Source organism: Cryobacterium sp. TS_SC_7 (genome assembly GCF_056156285.1).
Window position 1 is genome coordinate 1,913,807 of record NZ_CM149589.1, and the last position, 22,124, is coordinate 1,935,930.

Consider the following 22,124-nt stretch of genomic DNA (forward strand, 5'->3'; position numbering starts at 1 on the left):
TCAATCCAACGCGTTGCGGGCAGGAGCCATGGTCGATCAAGCAGCTTATCGGGGCAACCGAGAAACGATTCTCGTCGTCTGCACGGGAAACGTGTGCCGATCACCGTACATGGAATACGCCATCCGGCATGGGCTGGCCGCACAGGGGATCTCCCATGTAGAGGTGGTGTCCGCCGGGACCCAAGCCCTGATCGGGCATCCCATGGCCGATCCGATTCTGGAGGCACTGGCAGAGGACGGCATCGACGGGAGCCGGTTTCGCGCTCAGATCCTCACGCGTGCACTCGTCGAACACGCTGACGTCATCCTGACAGCGGAGGCGTCGCACAGGTCCGAGGTCGCCCGACTTTTCCCGCCCGCTCTCCGGAGGGTCTTCACCCTGCGCCAATTCGCCCGGCTCACTGCGATCGCCCCCCCGGAGATGCCGGACGGACGACCCCTCCGGGATTTGGTCCAACACGTCGCAGGGCTGCGCGGCACCACTCAGCCAGCCGGAGGTGCGACCGACGATGTGGAAGATCCCTGGAACGGATCGCGAGCTGTCTATCGGCGCGCCCTGGACGGTATGCACGATCCGGTGCGGACCATCGTTGCGTCCCTGGCCGATCTGACCAGTCGGCCGTGACCGCCATTACCGACCTAAACTGCTGACCGCGTAGTACTGGAGGTCCTGCACATTGGGAGTGCTGACGACCCGGAAGGGGGAATTCACGGTCGCAATCGGTGTGCCGCTTCGGCTCGCGGTGGCCGAGACCGATCCCAGCAGCAGCGGAAAGGTCACGGCAGACAAGCCGGCGGGAGCATCAAAGGTGCGCTTGGTGCCACCGATGTTGACTGTGACGCTGGCCGGCGCGCGGAGCAGAGTGAGAACTTCGACGGTGTCACGAGGTGCCATGGCGGTCCCATCCAGAGTCGGCACCATCAGCCGGCTCGGAGTCGATGGTTGTGCGGCGAACGGCTGAATGCGGTGCGTCACATACAACGCGTCACCGGTGACGGCGGGCGGAGACCCCATCTTGAACTGGCGCACGAAATAGGCGCTGATATCCAGGAAAGCCTCACCGTGCGCTTCCGACGGCGCGAAGGATGTCGATTCGCTGTAGTCATTCCACGTCACCATCTGCACGAAGTCGGCGCCGTCGGTGATCGCGCGGTTCCAACTCGCGCGCAGGGTCTCCGTGTTCCCGGCCTCCGCGTACTTGCCACCGTTGGGCCGAACATCCTGTACGGCGACAGGGGACATCCATTTCACGCCGAGTGCCCGGGCCTTGGCTGCGTTGTTCGCGCCCGAGGCGACCGTCACCGGTGTCCGTGAGCCCCAGTTCCCCAGGGCATAGCTGATCGGAGCGAAGCTTTTCATGTTTGCGTCACTCGCGTTGTTGAAGACGGCGATGAAGGCCACCTTGATTCCATACTTCGTCTTGAGCACGGTCGCGATGTCTGACCACCACTGGGGCGACTGCGCCTCGGCCTTGAACGAGGACAGCACGTATTCACCGGTGCTCAGTCGGTACGCGGCCGGCGACGCGAACAGCTGGGACAGCTTCATCGCCACGTCGGTGGGTGTGGCTGTGGCGACGCTTGCGCTGGCATCGATGTTCGGCACGACAACGAAATTGCGGTTGGCCGCCGCCGCCGCCTGCATGACTCCGACGGTACGGGTCCAATTCTGACCCGACAAGCTCATGATATCCACGGTGAAGCCGTCGATGCCCGCATCAGCCGCATCGTTCACCTCATCCAGGAAATCCCTCGCCTGCCAGTCCCCCGTCAGCGGATCGCGCTTTTCGGGTCGGTCACGGAGCAGCCCCCCATAGGAAGCGTGTTTGCCACTCTCCCCGCCCGGCTGAAGGTAGTTGACGGCGTAGTAGTCAGACGCCGGCGGCTTGTTGTCGAACGACACCGGGTACGGCGGAAAGTAATGCGCGAAGACTTTCTTAGCCGTCGTTCCGATGGGTGCGACCGCTATCGGGAGCGCGCCAGAATTGACGGGAGCGGTAGGGGCAGCGACCGGAGGGGGCGTAGGGGAAGTGACCGGGGAAGCCTCCCTGACATCCTTCACCACGAGATGAAGCCGGGGGCCGGAGGCACCCTTTTTGAATGTGGTGCCGACCCCCACCTGCGTGTATCCGACCGCGAATGAGGTGGGTCCGGTTGTACTGATCGTGGCCAGATTGCCGAGCGGAACGCGGATGGTTTTTCCGGCTACCGCCCGGATCGACCCGTCACTGAGCGGGGCATTCTGAAGGGCCGGCTGATTGTTGCGGGTGAGCCGATTGGACGTCCACGCCGAGGACGTCGGGTAGACCTGAACGCCGGGCCGGGTCGCACCGGTACTGGCGACCGTGAATTCCAGCGTTGCGGAAACGATCTTCTTGTCGGGGCCGAGAGCGTCGGTTTTGAACTTCAGGTACGTCCGGTCCGCCGTGTTCGTTGCGCTCAAGTAGGGATACTGGGCGTGTGCAGTGCCCGGCTGACGAACGGTCGTGAAACTGGCCTCGGTCGGGTTCAAGACCACCGCAGCGTCTGCTGCCGCTTGCGCGGGTGCAGGTGCGGGTGCGGCGGTCGCTGCGCCGGGGACGATGAGTGCGAAAACCATCGCCAGGCCGGCGATTGACGCGAGAGCGACCCGGAGCCCCGGACGATCACCGGTCCTGGTCGCTGTTCCGTGCCCTCTGGGCGGTCGACCGTGACTCTTGAAGTTCAAAATATCTCTTTCCATTCCTCGTCGCCGGCGAGCGACCCAGAATGGTGAGCTTATATCGATTCACAATTTCGCGCCCCCTATTCGGGGGTAATCCTCAGCTTTGAACGTGGCCCTCGGTTGACCGTGTCACTGTCGGGCCTGTCCAAGCAGGGCTCAACCGGCGAAGCGATCCGTGGCCTCGATGATGGCATCCAGGTTCCCGGGCTCGTCGAAGGAGTGACCGGCATCCGGAATCAGCTTGAAATCCGCTTCCGGCCAGTTCTGGTGCAGGTCCCAGGCGGTGAATGCCGGGGTGCACATGTCATAGCGGCCCTGCACGATGACGCCGGGGATGTCCTTCAGGCGGTCCGCGTCGCGGATGAGCTGGTTCGGCTCGAACCAGCCCAGGTTGGTGAAGTAGTGGTTCTCGATACGCGCAAAGGCCACCGCGAACGCGGGCTCGGTGAAGCGCGCGATGGTGTCGGGCTGCTGCAGGAGCGTGATGGTCGACGACTCCCACGTGGACCAGGCCACGCCGGCACGCTCCCGCACGTACTGGTCGGGGTCATGCAGCAGGCGCCCGTAGGCCTTGATCAGATGACCGCGCTCGGCCACCGGAACCGGCGCGATGAAGCTCTCCCAGAGATCCGGGTAGATCGCCGCGGCGCCACCCTCGTAGAACCAGTCGAGCTCCATCGGCCGCAGCGTGAAGATGCCGCGCAACACGAGTTCGGTGACGCGGTCGGGGTGTCTTTCGGCGTAGGCGAGGCTGAGGGTGCTGCCCCACGAGCCGCCGCAGACCAGCCAGCGGTCGATGCCGAGGTGCTCGCGCAGTTTTTCCAGGTCGGCGACCAGGTGCCAGGTGGTGTTGGTGCTGAGGTCGGCATCCGCCGCGCTTGCGTGCGGCGTGCTCTGACCGCAGCCACGCTGGTCGAAGAGGATGATGCGGTACTTCTCCGGGTCGAAAACGCGCCGCTGCTTGGGGCTCGACCCGCCGCCCGGGCCTCCGTGCAGATAAACCGCCGGCTTGCCGTCGGGATTGCCGGATGCCTCCCAATAGATGGTCTGCCCGTCACCGACCTCGAGCAGTCCGGTTTCGTACGGTTCGATCTCGGGATAGAAGGTGCGCATACCCCGAGCCTATTCGCCGGGTGCACCGGCGCGGAATCGGCCGGAACCGGGTTCCCTGCGAGAGTGCCCGTTCCGGTCGAGAGTGACCCGCGGAACGGGCACTCTCGACCGGAACGGGGCTATTTTCTGGCCGGGGCCTTCTCGGCGCGAGGGGCGGTTCCGCTGGCGCGCTGGGTGGCGTAGTAGTCCCTGGCCTCGTTCTGGCGCTCCTGTTCGGCACCGCTGGCGATTGCCGACCGGAGGTGGTCCTGGCTGTAGCCGAACGCGTCGACCAGGTCGACGGCGTGCGGACGGAGCCGGGCGATGATGCGGTCGATGTAGGCCGTGACCGACTGCGCCCGCTGCGCCGACATGCGCCCGTGGACCAGGTACCAGGCCAGGTGCTTCTCCACCAGCCCGAGGCCGAACAGATCGCGCAGCCAGGTCAGGACCTGCTTCGTGCCGGCGTCCTCGGTGGTCTCGACCGCCCGGGTGAACGCCTCCCACTGCAGAAGCTCCCCGTGCGAACGGGCAGCCTCGATCAGCTGGTTCTGGTTCGCGTTGAAGAGGGCCGCGGCATCCTTCACCGGCAGCTTGCCGGCCGAGCGGAGCTTGCCGGCGATCTCCGCGATCATCGTCTCAACCCGGTCGGTGAGCAGTTCCCGCTGCACCGCGGTGTCGCGGAGGTGGCCCACCGAGCGAGCGGTGGAGCCGAAGTCGGCGACCGACTGGCCGAGGGTGCGGAGCCCGGTGCCGTGGTAGGCGCGGCCGGCGGCCTGCTGCACGACGTAGCGGGCGAGCACGCCGGGGCCGGCCGAGGCGAACTTGCGGCTGTAGTCGGTGAGCAGACGCTTGGCGACGAGCTGGAGCAGCACGTTGTTGTCACCCTCGAAGGTGGCGAAGACGTCCAGGTCGGCGCGGAGGCCGACCAGCCGGTTCTCGGCCAGGAACCCGGCGCCGCCGCAGGCCTCGCGAGCCTCCTGCAGGGTGTCGAGAGCGTGCCAGGTCGAGAGCGGCTTGAGGGCGGCGGCGAGGGTTTCGAGGTCCTGCCGGTCGGCATCCGTGTCGGCCTGGCCGCTGAAGACCTGGTCGAACTTGACCAGGAACTCGTCGTGGGCGAACGTGTGCGCATAGGTCGTGGCCAGGCGCGGCAGCAGGCGTCGCTGATGGCGCTGGTAGTCGAGGATGACCTCCTCGTCGGTGTCGCTGCCCGCGTTGAACTGCCGGCGCTGGCTGCCGTAGGTGATGGCGATCGTGAGGGCCATCGCAGAGGCCTGGGTGGCGGCACCGTCGAGCGACACGCGGCCCTGCACGAGGGTGCCGAGCATGGTGAAGAAGCGGCGGCCGGGGCTGGAGATCGGGCTGGAGTAGGTGCCGTCCTCGGAGACGTCGCCGTACCGGTTGAGCAGGTTCTCGCGCGGGATGCGCACCCCGTCGAAGTGGAGCCGGCCGTTGTCGATACCGTTGAGGCCACCCTTGAGACCGTCGTCCTCGCCGCCAATGCCGGGCAGGAAGGCCCCGGATTCGTCGCGGAGCGGCAGCCAGAAGGCGTGCACGCCATGGTTGACGCCGGCGGTGATCAGCTGGGCGAAGAGCACGGCGGCGATGCCGTCTTTCGCGGCGTTGCCGAGGTAGTCCTTCCACGCCGCGCGGAACGGGGTGTCGATGACGAATTCCTGCGTGGCAGGGTCGTAGGTCGCCGTGGTGCCGATGGCCGCGACATCCGAGCCGTGCCCGGTCTCGGTCATCGCGAAGACACCCGGGACCTGCATGGTCATGATGCCCGGCAGGTAGGCGTCGTGGTGCTTCTTCGTGCCGAGGTGCAGCACCGCCGCACCGAACAGGCCCCACTGCACGCCCGCCTTGATCTGCAGGCTGGGGTCGGCCGTGACGAGTTCCTCGAACCCGGCGATGTTTCCGCCGTGGTCGTCCTCGCCGCCGAGATCCTTGGGGAACGCGCGGTGCACGTGCCCGTTTTCGGCCAGGATGTGGAGCTGGCCGAGCACGCGCTCACGGTGCTCGGCCATGGACTGACCCTCGATGCGCTGCAACGCAGGCTGGGCCGTGAGCTCACGGGCACGCAGGCGCACGTCGGCCCAGGTACCGAGCAGCTGGCGGTGCAGCGACTCGATGTTGACCGTGGGGGCGCCGGACTGACCGGCGATCATGACCGGGCCGGTGTCGACGCCGGGAACCACGGGAGGCGTGACGGCGGTCGGGGCCGGGGTCTTCGTCGTTTTGGCAGAGGTCCTGCCCGGAGTGCGGGCGGGCTTCTTGCTGTTGGAGCGCTGGGCAGTGTCAACCATTATTGGTCCTTCGTCTTCGCGCGAAACTCGAAATTTTCTTACACGTTAGGTGGCTCTCCCGAAGCAGGGAAATAGTGCGTGACGGGCCTACAACGAAGCATGCGTCGCCCGGCATTCGATTTGTAGGTTTCCACAGCGGTAGCGCGCTGAGGGCCACCCTTACCCACAAACGGGGCGGTCCTCCCGCCGGGATATGACCGATTTGACCGAGATCGATAGCCCGAGGTCGATCAGGCATAAGTTGATGGCATCGAGTGTGAGTGGAGGACCGGCAATGACGAGCAGGCTGAGTGACGTCACCGACCAGGAGAACTCGTGGCACAGCCGGAGCGCCGCTGATGTCTCGGAGGCGTTGGGGAGCGGTCCGGGTGGCCTCAGTTCCGACGAGGCAGCCGAACGGTTGCGCCATCATGGGCCGAACGAACTCGATTTCGCCACCAGCACCCCCTGGTGGCTCACCCTGCTGCGGCAATTCAGAAGCCCGCTGATCTATATCCTGCTCGTCGCCGCCGTGATCACGGCCGTGCAACAGCACTGGATCGACTCGGCTGCGATCTTCCTGGTTCTCATCATCAACGCCGCACTGGGCTTCGTTCAGGAGCGCAAGGCGGAGCGGGATGTTCGGGCCCTGCGGTCACTGGCGACGCCGACCTGCCGGGTTCGCCGCGACGGCGTCGAGCAGGTCGTCGACACCGGAACTGTTGTTCCGGGCGATCTGCTGCTGCTTGAAAGCGGCGAGCGGGTGGTCGCGGACATGCGACTCACCGACGCCAACGGCCTGCTACTGGACGAATCCATGCTGACCGGTGAATCGATGCCCGCCACCAAGCAGACCCAGCCGCTGGCCGAGGAACTCGTCGACGCGGACAAGACCAACATCGCGTTCAGCGGCACCTTCGTGGCCAGCGGACGGGGCGCCGGCGTGGCCATTGCCACCGGCGAGGACACGGCGCTCGGCACGATCAACAAACTCGTGCAGGGACCGAGCTCGAAGTCGCCCCTGCAAGTCCTGATCCACGACTTGGAACGACTCATCGGCGTCGTTGTCCTGGTCGCACTCGTGCTCATCTTCATCACCGGCATCCTTCTGGGCACCGACGCATCGATCATGTTCCGCACGTCGGTCGCCCTCGCCGTGGCCACCATTCCCGAATCCCTTCCCATCGTGTTGACCGTCGCCCTGAGCGCCGGAGTGTCCCGCATGGCGCGGCGAAACGCGATTGTTCGGACCCTGCCTGCCGTGGAGACCCTGGGGTCGACGACCATCATCGGCTCGGACAAGACGGGCACCCTGACCGAGAACCGCCTGACGGTTGAAAAGATCTGGACGTCCGACGGAGTGCTGGACGTGGTCAGGAACACGGCGGAGGCGGGCCAGGACACTCCTCTGGTGCGCGCCGTGCTGCGGGCTGGAGCACTCACCAATGAGGCCACCCTCTCCCTCGAGACCGGCGAGCACACCGGGGACGCGGTCGACGCGGCCATGGCCGCCGTCGCGGTGCGCCGCGGGGCCGTCACCGAAGGCGAGCGTTCGTGCCGGACGGTCGCCCACCAGCCGTATGAGCCCGAGCTGCGGTGCTCACAGACGGTGCGCGAGAACGACCGGGGAGAACGCGTCCTGTACGTCAAAGGCTCCCCGGAGGCTCTGCTTGAGGCGTCGACCCACGTTGCACACGCTCACGGAGCCGAGTCCCTGGTTGAGCGTCACATCCATGAGGCGAATGAGGAGATGGGCCGGGCCGGATTGCGGGTACTCGCCACCGGGAGCAGGACACTCACCGACGACGAGACGCTGAGCGAGCCCTTGCCTCCACCGTCGAGGCTGACCTTCCTGGGAATGGAGGGGATGACCGACCCTCCTCGCGACGGTGTCGCCGACGCGATCAAGCAGTGCCAGCAGGCCGGGATCACCGTGAAAATGATCACCGGGGACCACCCGGTGACGGCGCTGGCCATCGCCGCCCGGCTGGGGCTGCCGACGGACAAGCCCGCGTTGACAGGCAGCGAAATGGCCCAGCTCGACGACGATATGCTCACGGCGCGACTCGATCAGACCAGCGTGGCTGCCCGGGTCTCCCCCAAGGACAAGCTGCGCATCGTGCAAGCGCTGAAACGGGGTGACCGGATCGTGGCCGTCACGGGCGACGGGGTCAACGACGCCCCGGCGCTCAAAGCGGCAACGATCGGAGTGGCCATGGGCCGGTCCGGAACGGATGTGGCCCGCGAAGCCTCTGATGTGGTGCTCACCGATGACAACTTCGTCACGATCGTGCACGCGGTGGAAGAGGGCAGGGTGACGTTCGCCGCCATCCGCAAAGTCACATATTTTCTGGTATCCACGGGAATAGCGGCGATGATCGCGGTGTCGTTGAGTGTCTTCGCCGCCATCCCGTTGCTGTTCATCCCCGTGCAGATGGTGTGGCTGAACCTGGTCACCAAGGGTGTGCAGGACATCGGACTCGCCCTGGAACCGGGCGAAGGCGACGAACTCACCCGGCCGCCACGAGCGCGTACGGAGGGCCTGCTGTCCCGCACCCTCTGGTTCCGGGCCGCGATCACGGGGCTGTGGATGGCCGTCGGCGCTCTCCTCGCCTTCATCCTCAATCTGCGCGCCGGCTACAGCCTCGAGCATGCCCGCACGTTCTCCCTCACCATGCTCGTGCTCTTCAACTTCTTCCAAGTGTTCAGTTCCCGCGCGGAGCTGAAATCCCTATTCCAATTAAGCTTCCTGGCGAACAAACCGCTGATTGTCGCCTCGCTGGGCACACTGCTGTTGCACTGGGGCGCGATGACCTGGTCTGCGTCCGCAAACGTGCTGGGCCTGACCGCGCTGTCGGCCGGCGAATGGGCGATCTGCGCCGCGGTGGGATCCACCGTGCTGGTCATCGTCGAAGTGGAGAAGTTCGTGCGCCGCTGGTCGCGCCGGCGGACGGCGTCGGCGGTCGGTGTCGGCTCACTGACCGGCGGGCAGGCGTGAACGCGTCAGTCGGGGTTGCGGGCAATGATGTGGAAGACGTGCCAGTGCTTGGGGCCAAGGCCGGACTGGCCGGGGCGGTCGTCTTCGACGAGGCTGCGCACGTCGAGCCCCGAGAGCAGCACCTCGACGGCCGCTCGGTCGTGAAAATTCATGTCTGCGCGGTCTGCCCATGAGTCGTGCGGGCCGAAGAGCTCGCCAGCTATCACGGCGCCGGGCTTCAGTGCTGAACGGATGCCGGCCCACACGCCAGGAAAGGCCGCCGGGTCACAGAATGGCAGGGCGAATCCGGAGTAGACGAGATCAGCCGCGGGGAGTTCTCCGAGCCCCTCGAACCGGGCCTGGAGGAAGGCCAGCCGACCGAGCTGGTCTTCGTCGAGACCTGCCTTGACGCGCGCCTCGGCTGCGGGGTCGGCGTCGAACGCGTGCACACGCCATCCGTTCACCAGCAGATGGCGGGACTCGGTTCCCTCGCCGCAGCCCAGGTCGAGTGCGGTTCCGGGCTGATCGACTCCGCACAACTCAAGGGCCTGCAGCAGGACCGGCCGCGCGGCTCGCCCGGCCTGGTTGTCGTAGAACTCAGTCCAGTCCATGCGTCGCTACCCGGCCGTGCCGGCGGCGACGACCTCGAGTAGTGCGGAGCCGTAGGCATCGAGCTTCTTGGCGCCGACGCCGGAGATGCAGTCGAGGTCGGCCAGGGTGGCCGGCTTCGTCGCGGCGATGGCCAGCAGGGTCGCGTCGCCGAAGATGATGTAGGCGGGAACGCCCTGCTCCTTCGATTGGGCGGACCGCCAAACCCGCAGTGCCTCGAAGAGGGTCTCCTGCTCCGGGCTGAGGTCGGCCGCGGCGGCCTTCGCCGCGCTCTTGCGAGCCCCTGCCGCCGGGCGGGCGGCACGCTCGGGCTCGGTGCGGAGCTCGACGGTGCGGCGGCCCGCGAGAACCTCCGCCGCGGCATCCGTGAGCACCAGAGTGCCGTACTCGCCGGAGGTGGCCAGGAAACCCTGGGCCAGCAGCTGCCGCACGACGCCGCGCCACTGCTGGTCGCTGAGGTCGGCGCCGATGCCCCAGGTGGCCAGCTGGTCGTGACTGTGCTGGGTGGTGCGCGGGGTGACCTTGCCGCGCAGGATGTCGATGAGCTGGCCCGCGCCGAACCGCTGGTTGCGTTCGCGCAGCAGGCGCACCACGGTGGAGAGCAGTTTCTGGGCGGGGACGGTGCCGTCCCAGCCGACGGGCGGCTCGAGGCAGGTATCGCAGTTGCCGCAGGGCTCGCTCGCCTGTCCGAAGTAGCGCAGCAGGTTGACCCGGCGGCAACTGACGGTCTCGCAGAGCGCAAGCATGGCGTCGAGGTGGGCGGAGAGTTTGCGCCGGTGGCCGAGGTCGCCGGGCGACTCGTCGATCATGCGGCGCTGCTGCACGACGTCCTGCAGACCGTAGGTGAGCCAGCCGGTGGAGGGCAGGCCGTCACGGCCAGCGCGGCCGGTCTCCTGGTAGTAGCCCTCGACGGATTTGGGCAGGTCGATGTGGGCGACGAAGCGTACATCCGGTTTGTCGATGCCCATGCCGAACGCGATCGTGGCGACGATGATGACGCCCTCCTCGCGGAGGAACCGGGACTGGGTGCGGGCGCGCAGGCCCTGGTCGAGGCCCGCGTGGTAGGGCAGCGCGTTCAGCCCGTTCTGGCGCAGGAAGTCGGCGGTCGCCTCGACGGTCTTGCGGCTGAGGGCGTAGACGATGCCGGCATCCGTGGGGTGCTCGGCTTTGATGAAGGCCAGCAGCTGCTTGCGCGGCTCGGCCTTGCCGACGATGCGGTACTGGATGTTGGGCCGGTCGAAGCTGGCGACGAAGTGCCGGGCGTCGCCCATCTGCAGTCGGGTGGTGATTTCTTTGTGGGTGGCGTCGGTGGCCGTGGCCGTGAGCGCGATGCGGGGCACGTCGGGCCAGCGGTCGGCCAGTTCGGACAGGGCCAGGTAGTCGGGCCGGAAGTCGTGCCCCCACTGCGACACGCAGTGGGCTTCGTCGATGGCGAACAGGGCGATGGTGCCCCGGTCGAGGAAGCGCTTGGTGGCCTCGGAGGAGAGTCGCTCGGGCGCCACGTAGAGCAGGTCGAGGTTGCCGGCGAGGTAGTCGCGCTCGACCTGGCCGCGGGCGGCGGAGTCCTGGCTGGAGTTGAGGAACGCGGCACGCACGCCCACGGCGGTGAGCGCGTCGACCTGGTCTTGCATGAGGGCGATCAGCGGCGAGATGACGATACCGGTGCCCTCGCGCACGAGCGAGGGGATCTGATAGCAGAGGCTCTTACCGCCTCCGGTGGGCATCAACACGACCGCGTCGTTTCCGCCGATGACCTGATCGATGATGGCGGCCTGCTCACCGCGGAAGGAGTCGTAGCCGAAGACCGTGCGCAGGGCCTCGGCGGCGGTCGCGAACTTCGCGGTGGCGGTTGCGGGCGGGGCTGCGGGCGTGCGCAGCGCGGATGCGCCGGTGCGACCGGCCGGGCCTGGCTGACCTGCCGGAGCGGACTCCCACGCCGTGGCTCCCCCGGAATAACCGTCGGGTGGCGGCGGGGCGTCGAACTCGTCGGGTGGCTCGATCTCGTCAGGGTCCCACGGCATTTCGGCGTTCCAACTCACCCGGCAACTCTACCTGCGCCCTCCGACACGGCCGCGCCCCACGGATGGGCGGGGCGGACGGGTTAGCCGCCGAAGCCAGGGACCTGCCGGCGATTCATCGCGGTGCGATGGTTCGCCGGCAGGTCCCTGCTCAGGTCGGCGCTGCTATTGCGTGTAGGTGAGCGTCAGCAGCGGGCGGGCGGCGGCGGCGGGTGCCTCATTCGACCACAGCCTCACGTTGTCGCCGCCCCCGGACACCATGGCGAACGAGACTGTGGTGCCGGTCATCCCGCTCAGTTCCGCGGCGTTCAGGTCCACCGAGTAGTTCGCGTTCAGGGCCGTCGCTCCCGTCAGGATCCCCAGGTCCGGTCCGCGGCCCGTTGGCCGGTTGCCCCATGTCACCGTGCCCTGGCTCCACTCGCCAAGCAGGATCCTGAAGGTGTGGGCATCAGTCGATGCTGCGGTGCTGTCCGTCGACGTTCGCACCTGAAGTGTCGCGCCGGTGAGCGTCATGCCCGCCGGCGCGGCAGGGAGCGCGAACTTCAGGTACGACTCGATAGCAGACGTGCCTCCTCGGGCAGACAGCTGGTTGGAACTGCCGTAGGCGAAGTTCGGATTCACCTGGGCCACCATGGCATCCTCACTCACCGGCACGGAGATGACCACCGGGTCCACCGGAGCGGCGGCGACCGTGGCCGAGGCCGACGCGGACGCCTCGCTCAGGTTGCCCGCCGCATCCATCGCCAGCACCCTGTAATGGTAGGTACCGACATCCAGGCCGGAGTCGGCGTAGCTCGCCGAAGTCGTCTCGGCGATCCGGGTCGACGGGCCGGCGACGAAGTCCGCTGATGCATCGCGATGCACCTCATACCCCGTGACGGCCACGTTGTCGGACGAGGTCGTCCAGTTCAGTGTCACGGTACCGCCGGACGCGGTTGCGCTCACTCCCTGCGGGGTTGACGGGGCCTCGGTGTCGGCCACAATGACCTGGGCGGGCTCGCTGGGGCCGCTGGTGTTGCCGACCGCGTCGATCGCCACCACCTTGTAGAAATAGGTGCCTGTGCCCAATGCCGGGTCGGTCCACTCGGTCGTCGGCCCCTCGTAGACCTTGTTTGCGTCGCCGACGGTGAAGTCGGCTGCGCTCCCGCGGTGAACTCGGTAGCCCGTGACGGCGATGTTGTCGCTGGATGCCGCCCAGGTCACGTGGGCGCCGCCGTCGACCAGTGCAGCTTCAACGGATTGTGGCACCGTCGGAGCCTCGGTGTCATTGACGCCCAGGGTGTAATGCGACGCGACCTGCGCTCCGGTCAGACTCCGCGGGTAAATCGCGATCTCATCGAGGTCGCCGGCGAAGTAGTCGCTCGACGGCCGCTGCGGCCACGCGGTGAGGTTACCGCCGCCCGCCCTCCAGTATCCAGCGAACGCCTGGTTGACCGAGGTGACATTGGTCCCGGTGAGGACACCGTCGACGTGCAGGGTCATGCCGGCGGGTCCCTGGGAGGCGACGACGTGGTGCCACAGATTGTCGTTGTAGCTGCCGGGTGTCTGGACCGTCTGGTACCCGTTGTTGTAGACGCCGAAGATCAGGCTGCCGTTGTCGGTCATGTAGACCTGCTTGTCGTAGCTGCTGCCGGTCCCGGTGGCGGTGTTTTCGAAGCCGATCAGCTTCCCCCCGCTCGTGGTGCCGGTCCTGAACCAGCCTTCGGCCGAGAACGACGTCGGCGCCCCGGTTTGCGCAGATGCAACAACGCTCAGGGGCGAGCCCGTGGCGCGCACGGCGGACCCACCGTTGACGAGACCTGCCTGCTGCTTCTCCACGAGGGCGCCGTAGGCTCCATCGCGTTGACCCAGGAACGACGAGTCATTCGCGACCGTCCCGGCCGTCTCTTCGAGGCGCCAGTACATATCGGCTCCGTCGGTAAAGACAGCAGCACCGTAGGAGTCCGCCGGCGTTTCATTGACGGTGACGGCGCCACCGGCAAGTGAGTAGTGCTTGACCACCTGCTGGTGCGTCAACGGGAAGTCGTAGATCGCGGTGTCGTCGATGGCTCCGGCGAAGTACCGACTGCTCGGCGCGCCGGGCCAGGAGCTCAGATTGTCACCGCCGACCCGCCAGGTGCCGTAGTAGGTCTGCGCCGTCGCGATGGAGTTCTGGCCGACAGCGACACCGTCTACGTAGAGCACCATGCCGTTGGGTCCCTGCGTGGCCACGAGGTGGTGCCACGCATTGTCGTTGTAGGAGGTGGCTGTGCGGATTGTCTGCGTCGTGCCGGTGTAGACGCCGAACCGGATGCGTCCGGAGTTCTCCATGTAGACATGCCGGTCGTAGCTGGAACTCGTCTGGATACCGCCCGTGTTGGTGCGTGGCCGGCCGTTCCCGTAGCCGACGAGTTTTCCACCGCGGGTGGTATTCGTCTTGAACCAGGTCTCGATCGAGTACGTACCGGGGGCCGGTTTCATCTGGTCGCTCCAGACGTAGTCATTCGATCCGTCGAATTGCCCAGCCGTGCTCGCGTCTCCGGGAATCGCTCCCACCGTGTCGCGGCGGACGTCGTTCTCGTAGAGGCCGTTCAGACCGGTCGTGCTGTCGCCGGACTTGTCCTGCGCCCACACCCCGGTCGCCTCGTCGTAACGCCAGTAGAGTTTCGGGCCATCGGCGATGACCTGGCCGGCGTAGTCCACCGGCTTGGTCACCGCCCGGGCAGACGCCGTGGCGGAGAGGCCACTGGTGTTGACACCGTCGCTGACGGTGACCCGGTAGGTGTAATTCGTTCCAGGGGTCACGGCGTTGTCGACGAAGGTGATCTGCGGGCGGGTCCACCAGAGCGACGATGCCGTCCCGGTCCAGACCGGGGTCGCGCCGTTGTTACGGAAGATACGGTAGGTGAGCAGGCTGTCGTCAGGGTCGACCACGGAGCGCACCCGCACCTGAATAGCTCCAGAGGTCAGAGCCTCGGCCGCGACCGGCGCAATGGGCGGAGCGCCGGAGTCGGTCGTTCCGAACCGGGTCAGGCTCTGCTGCGCTGCACCATTGATCGAGGTGAACTCGCCGCCGGACCAGAGATAGGTTTGGCCGGTCGTTCGACCGATCGCCACCGTCAGCGCCCGCGGCCCGATGCCTTCACCGATGCCGTCGTTCGCCGCGGGAAACCAGCCCAAATGGGTCGGGTTGTCGGTCCGCGATGCGTTGAAATAGTACCGCAGGCCATCCTGGAACTCGTTCATGCTGGAGCAGTCGTGGCGGTGGCTCGCCTGGTAAAGCGTGCCCTGGTAGGGCAACACGGCCTGGGTGGCGCCGAGGCAGGTGTTACGCCAACGTTGGTCGAGTGTGGTCCAGTCAATCGACAACGCGCCGTCGAAGACGCCGCCGCCGGTTCCCTCGGCACCGGCGTAGAACGCTGTGTCGTCAGAGGCGAGGGCACGGGTGACGGAGTTGCGGTGGATGAATCCGACGGGGTAGGTGCGAACGTTGGCTCCGGTGACGGCGTCGACCACTGCGAGGGCATGTGAGTCGGCACCGTTGACGGTGAAGAAGTCACCGCCGAGGGCGACCTTTGTGCGGTCGGGCGACACCGTGACGGCGCGACCGGCCAGTTCCGCGTTCGCCACCCAGGGCAGGAGGGCCCCGGTCGTAGCGTTGACCGCGGCGAATCGTTCGCGGGGCGCGGACGCAACGGTCGTGAATGCCCCGGCCAGGTACACCGTGTTCTCTGTCACGGCGAGGCCGTAGACGAACGAGGATACGGCGCTGACCCGGAAGGGCCTGACCGTGCAGGTCACCGGGTCGATGGCGGCTATACGGTTGACGTTGACGCCGCCGATGCTACTGAAGTTGCCGCCGACGTAGATCGTATTGCCGTCGGGTGAGGCCACCACGGCGCGGATGGTGGCCGTTCCACCTGTGAGGGCGGCCGGCAGCTGGCAGTTGTCCGGCGCCCCCGTTTCCGCGTCGAAGATGGCCAGCGCGTTCAGGTTTCGCGCCTCGCCGGCGCCCCCCGTCGGAGGCCGCACCTGGGAGAACGTTCCGCCGGCGACGACCCTCCCGTTCGAGTGGGCGACGGCGTACACGACGCCGTTGGCCTGCCAGGTGGGCAGGTTGTCCGCGCTGAAATGCACGTCGGCGGAGGTGGCCGAGGCCGGGAGCGCGGTCGGAGCCGCCAGAATCATACCCGCCACAACGGCCACGGCCGCCACGACACTTATTGATTTTCGCATAGCTATTTATCCCTCGGGTAGGCGACCGATCACGTTAGGGTCCGTGGAAGGCGGCGGGTAAACAGAACTCGTCACGAACCTCGAACGTCGGGGGAATCGGGTGATCTCCGACGCGGGAAGAACGCAACTGGCACGCACCGTATTGGCACCGAGCCGAGCGCACAAGGGCATGGCGTGCCGTTGGAGCGATACGCGATCAACGCGGCGCTCATGCTACTGCTGCTCACGAAGTGGTTCCGCTCGCCGCGGGAGTGCATCGGAGGCGCCTTCGGTGCGAATCCGGCGTGCCAGTGCCACGGCCTGGATCAGGATCTGGGTGAGCACCCCGATCAGGAGCGCCGCGAGGGCGCCGGTCGTCCCCGCGTTGCCGGCCAGCAGCGGCAGCAGCCCCAGGCCCACAGCGATACCCACGACGTTGGATAGCATGACGTCCCGGATGCCACCGAGGGGGACCAGGCACGCATAGGACAGCGCTGCCTGGATCAGGCCCCCTGCAACGATCAGACCGGAGAGGAGCACCTGCCCCTGTTCCGCATGCAGCTGTCCGGCGCTCAGCCAGTCGAAGATGGCCTGCCCGGCGACTCCCATGACCAGTACGATCATCGCCGCCACGACCGCTGTTCCGCCCAGCGCGGTGGAGATGGCTTTCACGGGCGAATACCCCGCCTTCAAGCGGCGTGGAACCCAGCCCTGGAAGACCGTGCTCACCGGCGATACGGCGACGGCCAGCTGTCGCTGCAGTTTGTGGAAGACTCCGAACGACGCCAGGCCCACCGGGGACACGAACCCGACGATGATCACGGGGAGACCCCCGTAGAGCGCAGTGAGCAGGGTGGTCGTCAGCGCCTGCAGCTGTTCACGGAGCATCTGTCGCAGGGGCCTGATTCGCACCCTGCGCCGATCATTCCTGCTCCAGAAACGAAGAATCCACGCCATCGAAGCCAACAGCCCCACCACAACCCCGACAAGCTGGAGGAGCAGCCCCGAGAAGACGGACCCTCCGGAGACCATCACCCAGACGGCGAGCAACGTGAAGAGGAATCGGGGCATGGTCTCGAGAAGGAGCAACTGCACCGGCGAGCTGCGGCCGATGTAGAAAAAGCTTGCCGTGATGCCACCGAAGACGATGGGCAACGACGCCACGAAGGCCAGTGGCCGGTCCGGGCTTGGAATGATCATGCTGAGCACCCACACGATCGCGAGGCCCGGACCGAGAATGACGGAACGGGTGAGGAGCGAGCCGAGGAACTCCGACCGCGCCTCCGGAACGTCCGCGCGGGCCACCGCTGACGGACCCGTCACACCATAGCCATACCCGATAACGGTAGCGGCGATCGCACCGATGGCCTGCCCGATCACAATCGAGCCCCACGCGTCAACGCCGCCCGATCGGATCATTGCCGGAATCATCAGCAGGGATGCGACCGCGAGCAGCACCATGCTCGACGTGAACCCGCCCACCCGGACCGCGCCGGTCCAGACCCTCCGGATCATGACCTGCTCCGGAGGGACCGGGGATCAGCGCAGGTCATGACGCCAGGCACCGGTGAGATGGGCGGACAGACGAAACGCCATGGCCACCATCGTCAGGGCCGGGTTCGTGGACGAACCGGTCCGAATCGCCGCGCCCCCGGCTACGTCCTGCCCGTGCATGTCGGCCACCCCGTGGAAAAGTGGTCCCGGTCAACGTTGGGCTCCAATCAGGGTCTTCGTGCGCAAAGCCAACAACACGGCGGATTGCAGGTTGCCGCCGACGCTGGTCATCGAGAACTGCTCAGGCGGCGAACCGGCCGCCCGTCGGGCCGCCTCGAGTGCCGGCTCGTCCAGGATGAATTGCTCGAGCACACTGGTGAATGAGGCGGTGTCTCGGGGGTCGATGAGCCGCGCGGCGGGAGCGTAACGGAGGATTTCCTGGTGGGCACCGTCATAACAGGACACGAGCACGGGCTTTCCGGCGTTGACAGCCTCGAATCCGCCCAGCGAGCGGTAGTCGGCCAGCGTCGGGCAGACAACGAGGTCCGCTGACGAGTAGAAGGGTCCGATCTCGGTATAGGCCACCCGGCCGTGGAAGACGACGTTGTCACCGAGCCCGAGCGCGTCGACCTGGCGGCGAATCGCTTCGAGTTCGATGCCGGTTCCGACGACATCAAGGACCCAGCGCGTCCGCGCGCCGGCCACCGCGGCGAGCGCCTGAATCAGTTCGGCGAGTCCCTTGCGGGCGGTCAGGGAGTTGAGGAAGAGGATCCGCACGACCCCGGGCGGCCGTTCGGCGGGAGCGCCCGCGGTCAACGGAGCCGGGCAGGAGGTCAGATAGGGGCCGACGACCGTCTTGGCCTCGCTCACCCGGAGTGTGTCGCGCACGAAGTTCGCCCCGATCTCGTTACTGACGAGGACGGCATCCACCCGCTCGGCCACGAATTTCTTGATCGCGAGGCTCAGGCGACCGCTGGGAGCTCCGCGATACGAGGGATCCGATTCGATCAGGAGCACGATGCGGCGCCGGGTTGCACGCGCGATGAGGAACCCGACCAGCGAGGTCGGACTGAACTCGATCAGAATGAACACGTCTGCCCTGAGCCGAATCAGCCTGACCCACGTTGCGGCGGTCGGCAGCCGCCTGACACCGATATAGGTGATGTCGCCGACGTTTCGGCGTGTTCGCCCCAGGCGGTGGAACGCAAGAATGGGCGAGAGTGCCAGCCCGGGATACCGCCCGACCGGGAAGTCCTTCGCCACTGGGATGATCCCGTTCGGGAAGCGCCTGAGGAACTCGGCGAAGATGTCCTGGAAGTAGACCAGTTCTCCGTTATAGCCGTACGCGCCCGAAACCCAGGCAACTCGCTCAACTGATCGCTCGCCCGTGCCATCCGTCGTCCCTGTCATGAATTCCCCCCAGAATGATCTGATGAGTCCCACTGCCGGCCTGCGCGGTGCGAGCAGCCCTTCGAGAAGGGCCCGCCGCCTGACGTGTTTGTGCGTGCACTCGCGCTAGGTCGGAGAATAGCTCACTTTGGGGATTGGTGCCGACCTCTGGCTAGGCTCGGGTTCTATGCTTACCGCGGTCCTCGGCCTCACCGGCGCACTCATCTTCGGCAGCGCCGACTTCCTCGGCGGGCTCGCCGCCAAGCGCCTGAGTTCGCTGCTCGTGACGGCCGTGGCCGCGGCGTCCGGGCTCGTGGCTCTGCTGCTGGCCCTGCCGTTCGTGGCCGGGGTCTGGTCTCAATCGGCGGTGCTCTGGGGTGCGGTGTCGGGGATCAGCGGCGCCATCGCCATCTCGCTGCTGTACGCCTGCCTGGCGATCGGTCCGATGAGCATCCTCTCGCCCCTCACCGCCGTGGTGTCGGCGGTGGTGCCGATGACCGTGGGGCTGGCCGGTGGCGACCGGCTCGCCCCGATCGGCTCTTGGGCGCTGGGCCTGGCCCTCGTGGCGGTGGTGCTGGTGGGTTTCGTGCCTGAGCGCGGCGCCGTGCGGCCGAGCCTGCTCGGCGTGCTGATGGCCCTCGGCTCCGGCGCCATGATCGGCGCCTTCATGGTCATGATCGACCTCACCCCGGCAGACAGCGGGCTCGTGCCACTGGTGATGAACCGCGCCGTGAATGCGAGCATCATGTTCTCCGTCGTCGGCGTGATCGCGCTGGTCACGCTGCGCCGGCGCCGGGCCGTGGTGGCGGCAGCGGCGACCACGCAGGCTGCGCCGGCCACGACGCCGGCGACGGTGGCCACGGATGCCGCCGCGCACGGCCGCTCGACGCTCGCCATCGGGCTCCGCCTGGCCGTGGCCTGCGGCGTGGTCGACGTCGTGGCCAACGTGCTCCTGCTGCTCGGCATGCGCGCGGGAGACCTGAGTGTGATGAGCGTGCTCACGGCCATGTACCCGGCCGGGACGATCCTGCTGGCCGCCGTGGTGCTGCGGGAACGCATCGCGCCGGTGCAGTGGCTGGGCCTCGCGCTCGCCCTCGCCGCGGCCGGAATGCTCGCGCTGGCCTGAGAAACCGGCCGCCGGCGCGCATCCGGTCGTCGCCGACACCGTCACCCACTCGTTACGTTGGGCCGCCGCAAGGGTCTTGCCGCGCGCGACGGTGCCACGGTACTGTCAGGCCCACACCTGAATTAGTGAACGACTGGTCGGTCACTAATTATCTGTTCCTCTGAAGGAGATTCCAATGAAGAAGTCTCGTCTGCGTTTCATCGCGCCGATTGCCGTGGTCACAGCCCTTGTGCTGGCCGGATGCAGCACCTCGAACCTGGGAGGAACGGCCGAGGCCGACCCTGCCGCGGAGGCAGGCCCGATCAAGATCGGTGCCGTCCTCGACGTCACCGGCGTGGGCGCCAGCCTCGGCGTGCCGGAACAGAACACGCTCAACATGCTGGCCAAGCAGCTCAACGACGACGGCGGCATCGGTGGGCGCGACGTGGAGCTCATCATCATCGACAACCAGTCGACCGAGGACGGCGCGGCCAAGGCAACCAGCAAGCTGATCGAGAGCGACCAGGTCGACATCATCATCGGCGCGTCCCGCACCGGCCCCAGCCTGGCGATGCGCCCCATCGCCGAGGCCGCGAAGATCCCGATGATCTCCGTCGCAGCCAACGTGGCCATCGTCGAGGGCTCCGAGTGGGTCTTCAAGACCGCGCAGAACGACGTGGTCGTGCTGGAGCGCATCCTCGATGACGCCGAGGCCAAGGGTTACACCAAGCTGGCCCTCGTGCGCGATGCGACCGGGTTCGGCGAAGGGGTCGCCGACTACATCACCGAGCTCGGCGCCGAGCGCGGCATCACACTGGTGACGACGGAGGCCTTCGAGCCGAGCGCCACCGACTTCACCCCGCAGATGACCAACGTGCGCGGCTCCGACGCCGACGCCGTCATCATCTGGGGCATCAACCCCTCGGCCGGCCTGGCCCAGAAGGCTTACATGCAGCTCGCCGTGAACAAGCCGGTCTACCACTCTCACGGCATCTCCAACCAGGCGTTCTTCGACGCGGCCGGTGAGTCCGCCAACGGCGTCATCGCCCCGATGGGCCGCCTGCTCGTCGCCGACCAGCTGGCTGCCGACAACACGCAGCGCAAGGTGATCGAGCAGTTCCAGGCAGACTACAACGCGGCCTACGGTGAGCAGCCGTCCGGCTTCGCCGGCCACGCTTTCGACGCCTGGCACATCGCCGTCAACGCGATCGACGCCGCCGGAACCGACGCGGACGCCCTGCGCGACGAACTCGAGAGCGCCGAGTGGACCGGGATCTCGGGAGTCTTCAAGATGACCGCGAAGAACCACTCCGGCCTCGACGCCTCCGCCCTCATCCTGGCTGAGGCCGAGGATGGTCGCTGGAACCTCCTCAAGGACTGATTGTGCTCACCGATTTCCTGCAGCTGACGGTGGCAGGGCTCTCACAGGGATCTGTGTACGCCCTGCTCGCCGTCGGCCTGATCGCCGTCTACACGGTCCGCCACGTCATCAACATCGCCCAGGGCGAGTTCGCGATGCTGGCCGGACTGGGGAGCGTCTGGCTGACCGCCGCCGGCATGCCTCTCCTACTGGCCATCCTGGTCGCCATCCTCTCGGTGACCCTCGTGGCCATCGCGATGGACCGGCTGATCATCGCGCGGGTGAAGAAGCTGACTCCGCTCATCTCCATCATCCTGACCCTGGGCGTCTCGACTCTGCTGCAGGCGATCATGCTGCTGGCGTGGGGCCCCGAGGCCAAGGGCGTGCCCCTGTTCCCGGGGACGAACATCCTGATCGGCGGGGTGAGCATCCGTTCTCAGGAATTCTGGATGATCGGCGCGCTCGTCGTCGTCGGCGGCGGGATCGTGCTCTTCTACGAGAAGTCCCGCTGGGGCAAAGCGTTGAGGGCCTGCGCGGAACAACCCGTTGCGGCGCGCATCGTGGGCATCAGCCCCGTCGCGGCATCCGTGCTGGCCTTCGCGATTGCGGGTTTCGTCGGGGGCGTCGCCGGCGTGGTGGCCTCCCCGATCTATCTCTCGCTCTGGTCGGGGGGCGTGCTGCTCGGCCTCAAGGGCTTCGTCGCCGCCGTCCTGGGCGGCTTCGTCTCCTTCCGGGCCGCGATCGTCGGGGCGCTCCTGCTCGGCATGATCGAGGCGTATGTGGCCGGCTACGTCTCGTCGGGCCTGAGGGACGGCGCCGCCTTCCTCATCCTCATCCTTGTGCTCGTCGTCCGTCCTCAGGGCCTCGTTCTCAAGCCCACAGCGGTCAGGGTGTAGC

General features: G+C 67.0%; 13 protein-coding genes. 5 read left to right on the forward strand and 8 right to left on the reverse strand.

What is annotated here, in order from left to right; translation table 11 throughout:
* Positions 1-28 precede the first annotated feature (28 nt).
* Positions 29-625: an arsenate reductase/protein-tyrosine-phosphatase family protein gene (locus AC0J5J_RS08870; protein ID WP_134423984.1), complete on the forward strand. Its 597-nt coding sequence runs from the start codon at positions 29-31 to the stop codon at positions 623-625.
* A 6-nt stretch (positions 626-631) separates the two neighbouring features.
* On the opposite strand, the gene AC0J5J_RS08875 is transcribed toward AC0J5J_RS08870, so the two are convergent.
* The 3 genes from AC0J5J_RS08875 to AC0J5J_RS08885 form a co-directional block, all read right to left on the reverse strand.
* Complete coding sequence (locus tag AC0J5J_RS08875) at positions 632-2,512, reverse strand: glycoside hydrolase family 71 protein (protein WP_166785479.1); 1,881 nt, start codon at positions 2,510-2,512, stop codon at positions 632-634.
* 348 nt (positions 2,513-2,860) lie between these two features.
* The gene (gene pip / locus AC0J5J_RS08880; RefSeq protein ID WP_134423982.1) at positions 2,861-3,817 is read right to left on the reverse strand and encodes a prolyl aminopeptidase; all 957 of its coding nucleotides are present in this window, start codon (positions 3,815-3,817) and stop codon (positions 2,861-2,863) included.
* A gap of 119 nt (positions 3,818-3,936) precedes the next feature.
* Positions 3,937-6,102: an acyl-CoA dehydrogenase family protein gene (locus AC0J5J_RS08885; RefSeq protein ID WP_474897590.1), complete on the reverse strand. Its 2,166-nt coding sequence runs from the start codon at positions 6,100-6,102 to the stop codon at positions 3,937-3,939.
* A gap of 274 nt (positions 6,103-6,376) precedes the next feature.
* On the opposite strand from AC0J5J_RS08885, the gene AC0J5J_RS08890 reads away from it, so the two are divergent.
* Positions 6,377-9,079 (forward strand): cation-translocating P-type ATPase, encoded by a 2,703-nt coding sequence (locus AC0J5J_RS08890; RefSeq protein ID WP_474897592.1) that lies wholly within the window; start codon positions 6,377-6,379, stop codon positions 9,077-9,079.
* 5 nt (positions 9,080-9,084) lie between these two features.
* On the opposite strand, the gene AC0J5J_RS08895 is transcribed toward AC0J5J_RS08890, so the two are convergent.
* The 5 genes from AC0J5J_RS08895 to AC0J5J_RS08915 form a co-directional block, all read right to left on the reverse strand.
* Positions 9,085-9,669: a class I SAM-dependent methyltransferase gene (locus AC0J5J_RS08895; protein ID WP_474897593.1), complete on the reverse strand. Its 585-nt coding sequence runs from the start codon at positions 9,667-9,669 to the stop codon at positions 9,085-9,087.
* Between the two features lie 6 nt (positions 9,670-9,675).
* Entirely contained in the window at positions 9,676-11,688 is a 2,013-nt protein-coding gene (gene recQ / locus AC0J5J_RS08900; protein ID WP_474900207.1) for a DNA helicase RecQ, read from the reverse strand.
* Between the two features lie 162 nt (positions 11,689-11,850).
* A complete protein-coding gene (locus AC0J5J_RS08905) occupies positions 11,851-15,900 on the reverse strand; it encodes a LamG-like jellyroll fold domain-containing protein (RefSeq protein ID WP_474897595.1) in 4,050 nt (1,349 codons plus the stop codon).
* 213 nt (positions 15,901-16,113) lie between these two features.
* Positions 16,114-17,394 carry a hypothetical protein gene (locus AC0J5J_RS08910; protein WP_474897597.1) on the reverse strand — a complete coding sequence of 427 codons (1,281 nt, stop codon included), beginning with the start codon at positions 17,392-17,394 and terminating at the stop codon, positions 16,114-16,116.
* A gap of 189 nt (positions 17,395-17,583) precedes the next feature.
* Entirely contained in the window at positions 17,584-18,783 is a 1,200-nt protein-coding gene (locus tag AC0J5J_RS08915; RefSeq protein WP_474897599.1) for a glycosyltransferase family 4 protein, read from the reverse strand.
* Positions 18,784-18,949: 166 nt separating this feature from the next.
* On the opposite strand from AC0J5J_RS08915, the gene AC0J5J_RS08920 reads away from it, so the two are divergent.
* From AC0J5J_RS08920 to AC0J5J_RS08930, 3 genes are all read left to right on the forward strand, one after another.
* Positions 18,950-19,888, forward strand: a complete 939-nt coding sequence (locus AC0J5J_RS08920; RefSeq protein WP_474897601.1) for an EamA family transporter — start codon at positions 18,950-18,952, stop codon at positions 19,886-19,888.
* Positions 19,889-20,063: 175 nt separating this feature from the next.
* Positions 20,064-21,248 carry an ABC transporter substrate-binding protein gene (locus tag AC0J5J_RS08925; RefSeq protein WP_134423975.1) on the forward strand — a complete coding sequence of 395 codons (1,185 nt, stop codon included), beginning with the start codon at positions 20,064-20,066 and terminating at the stop codon, positions 21,246-21,248.
* Positions 21,249-21,250: 2 nt separating this feature from the next.
* Complete coding sequence (locus tag AC0J5J_RS08930) at positions 21,251-22,123, forward strand: branched-chain amino acid ABC transporter permease (RefSeq protein ID WP_166785478.1); 873 nt, start codon at positions 21,251-21,253, stop codon at positions 22,121-22,123.
* Position 22,124: the final 1 nt, after the last annotated feature.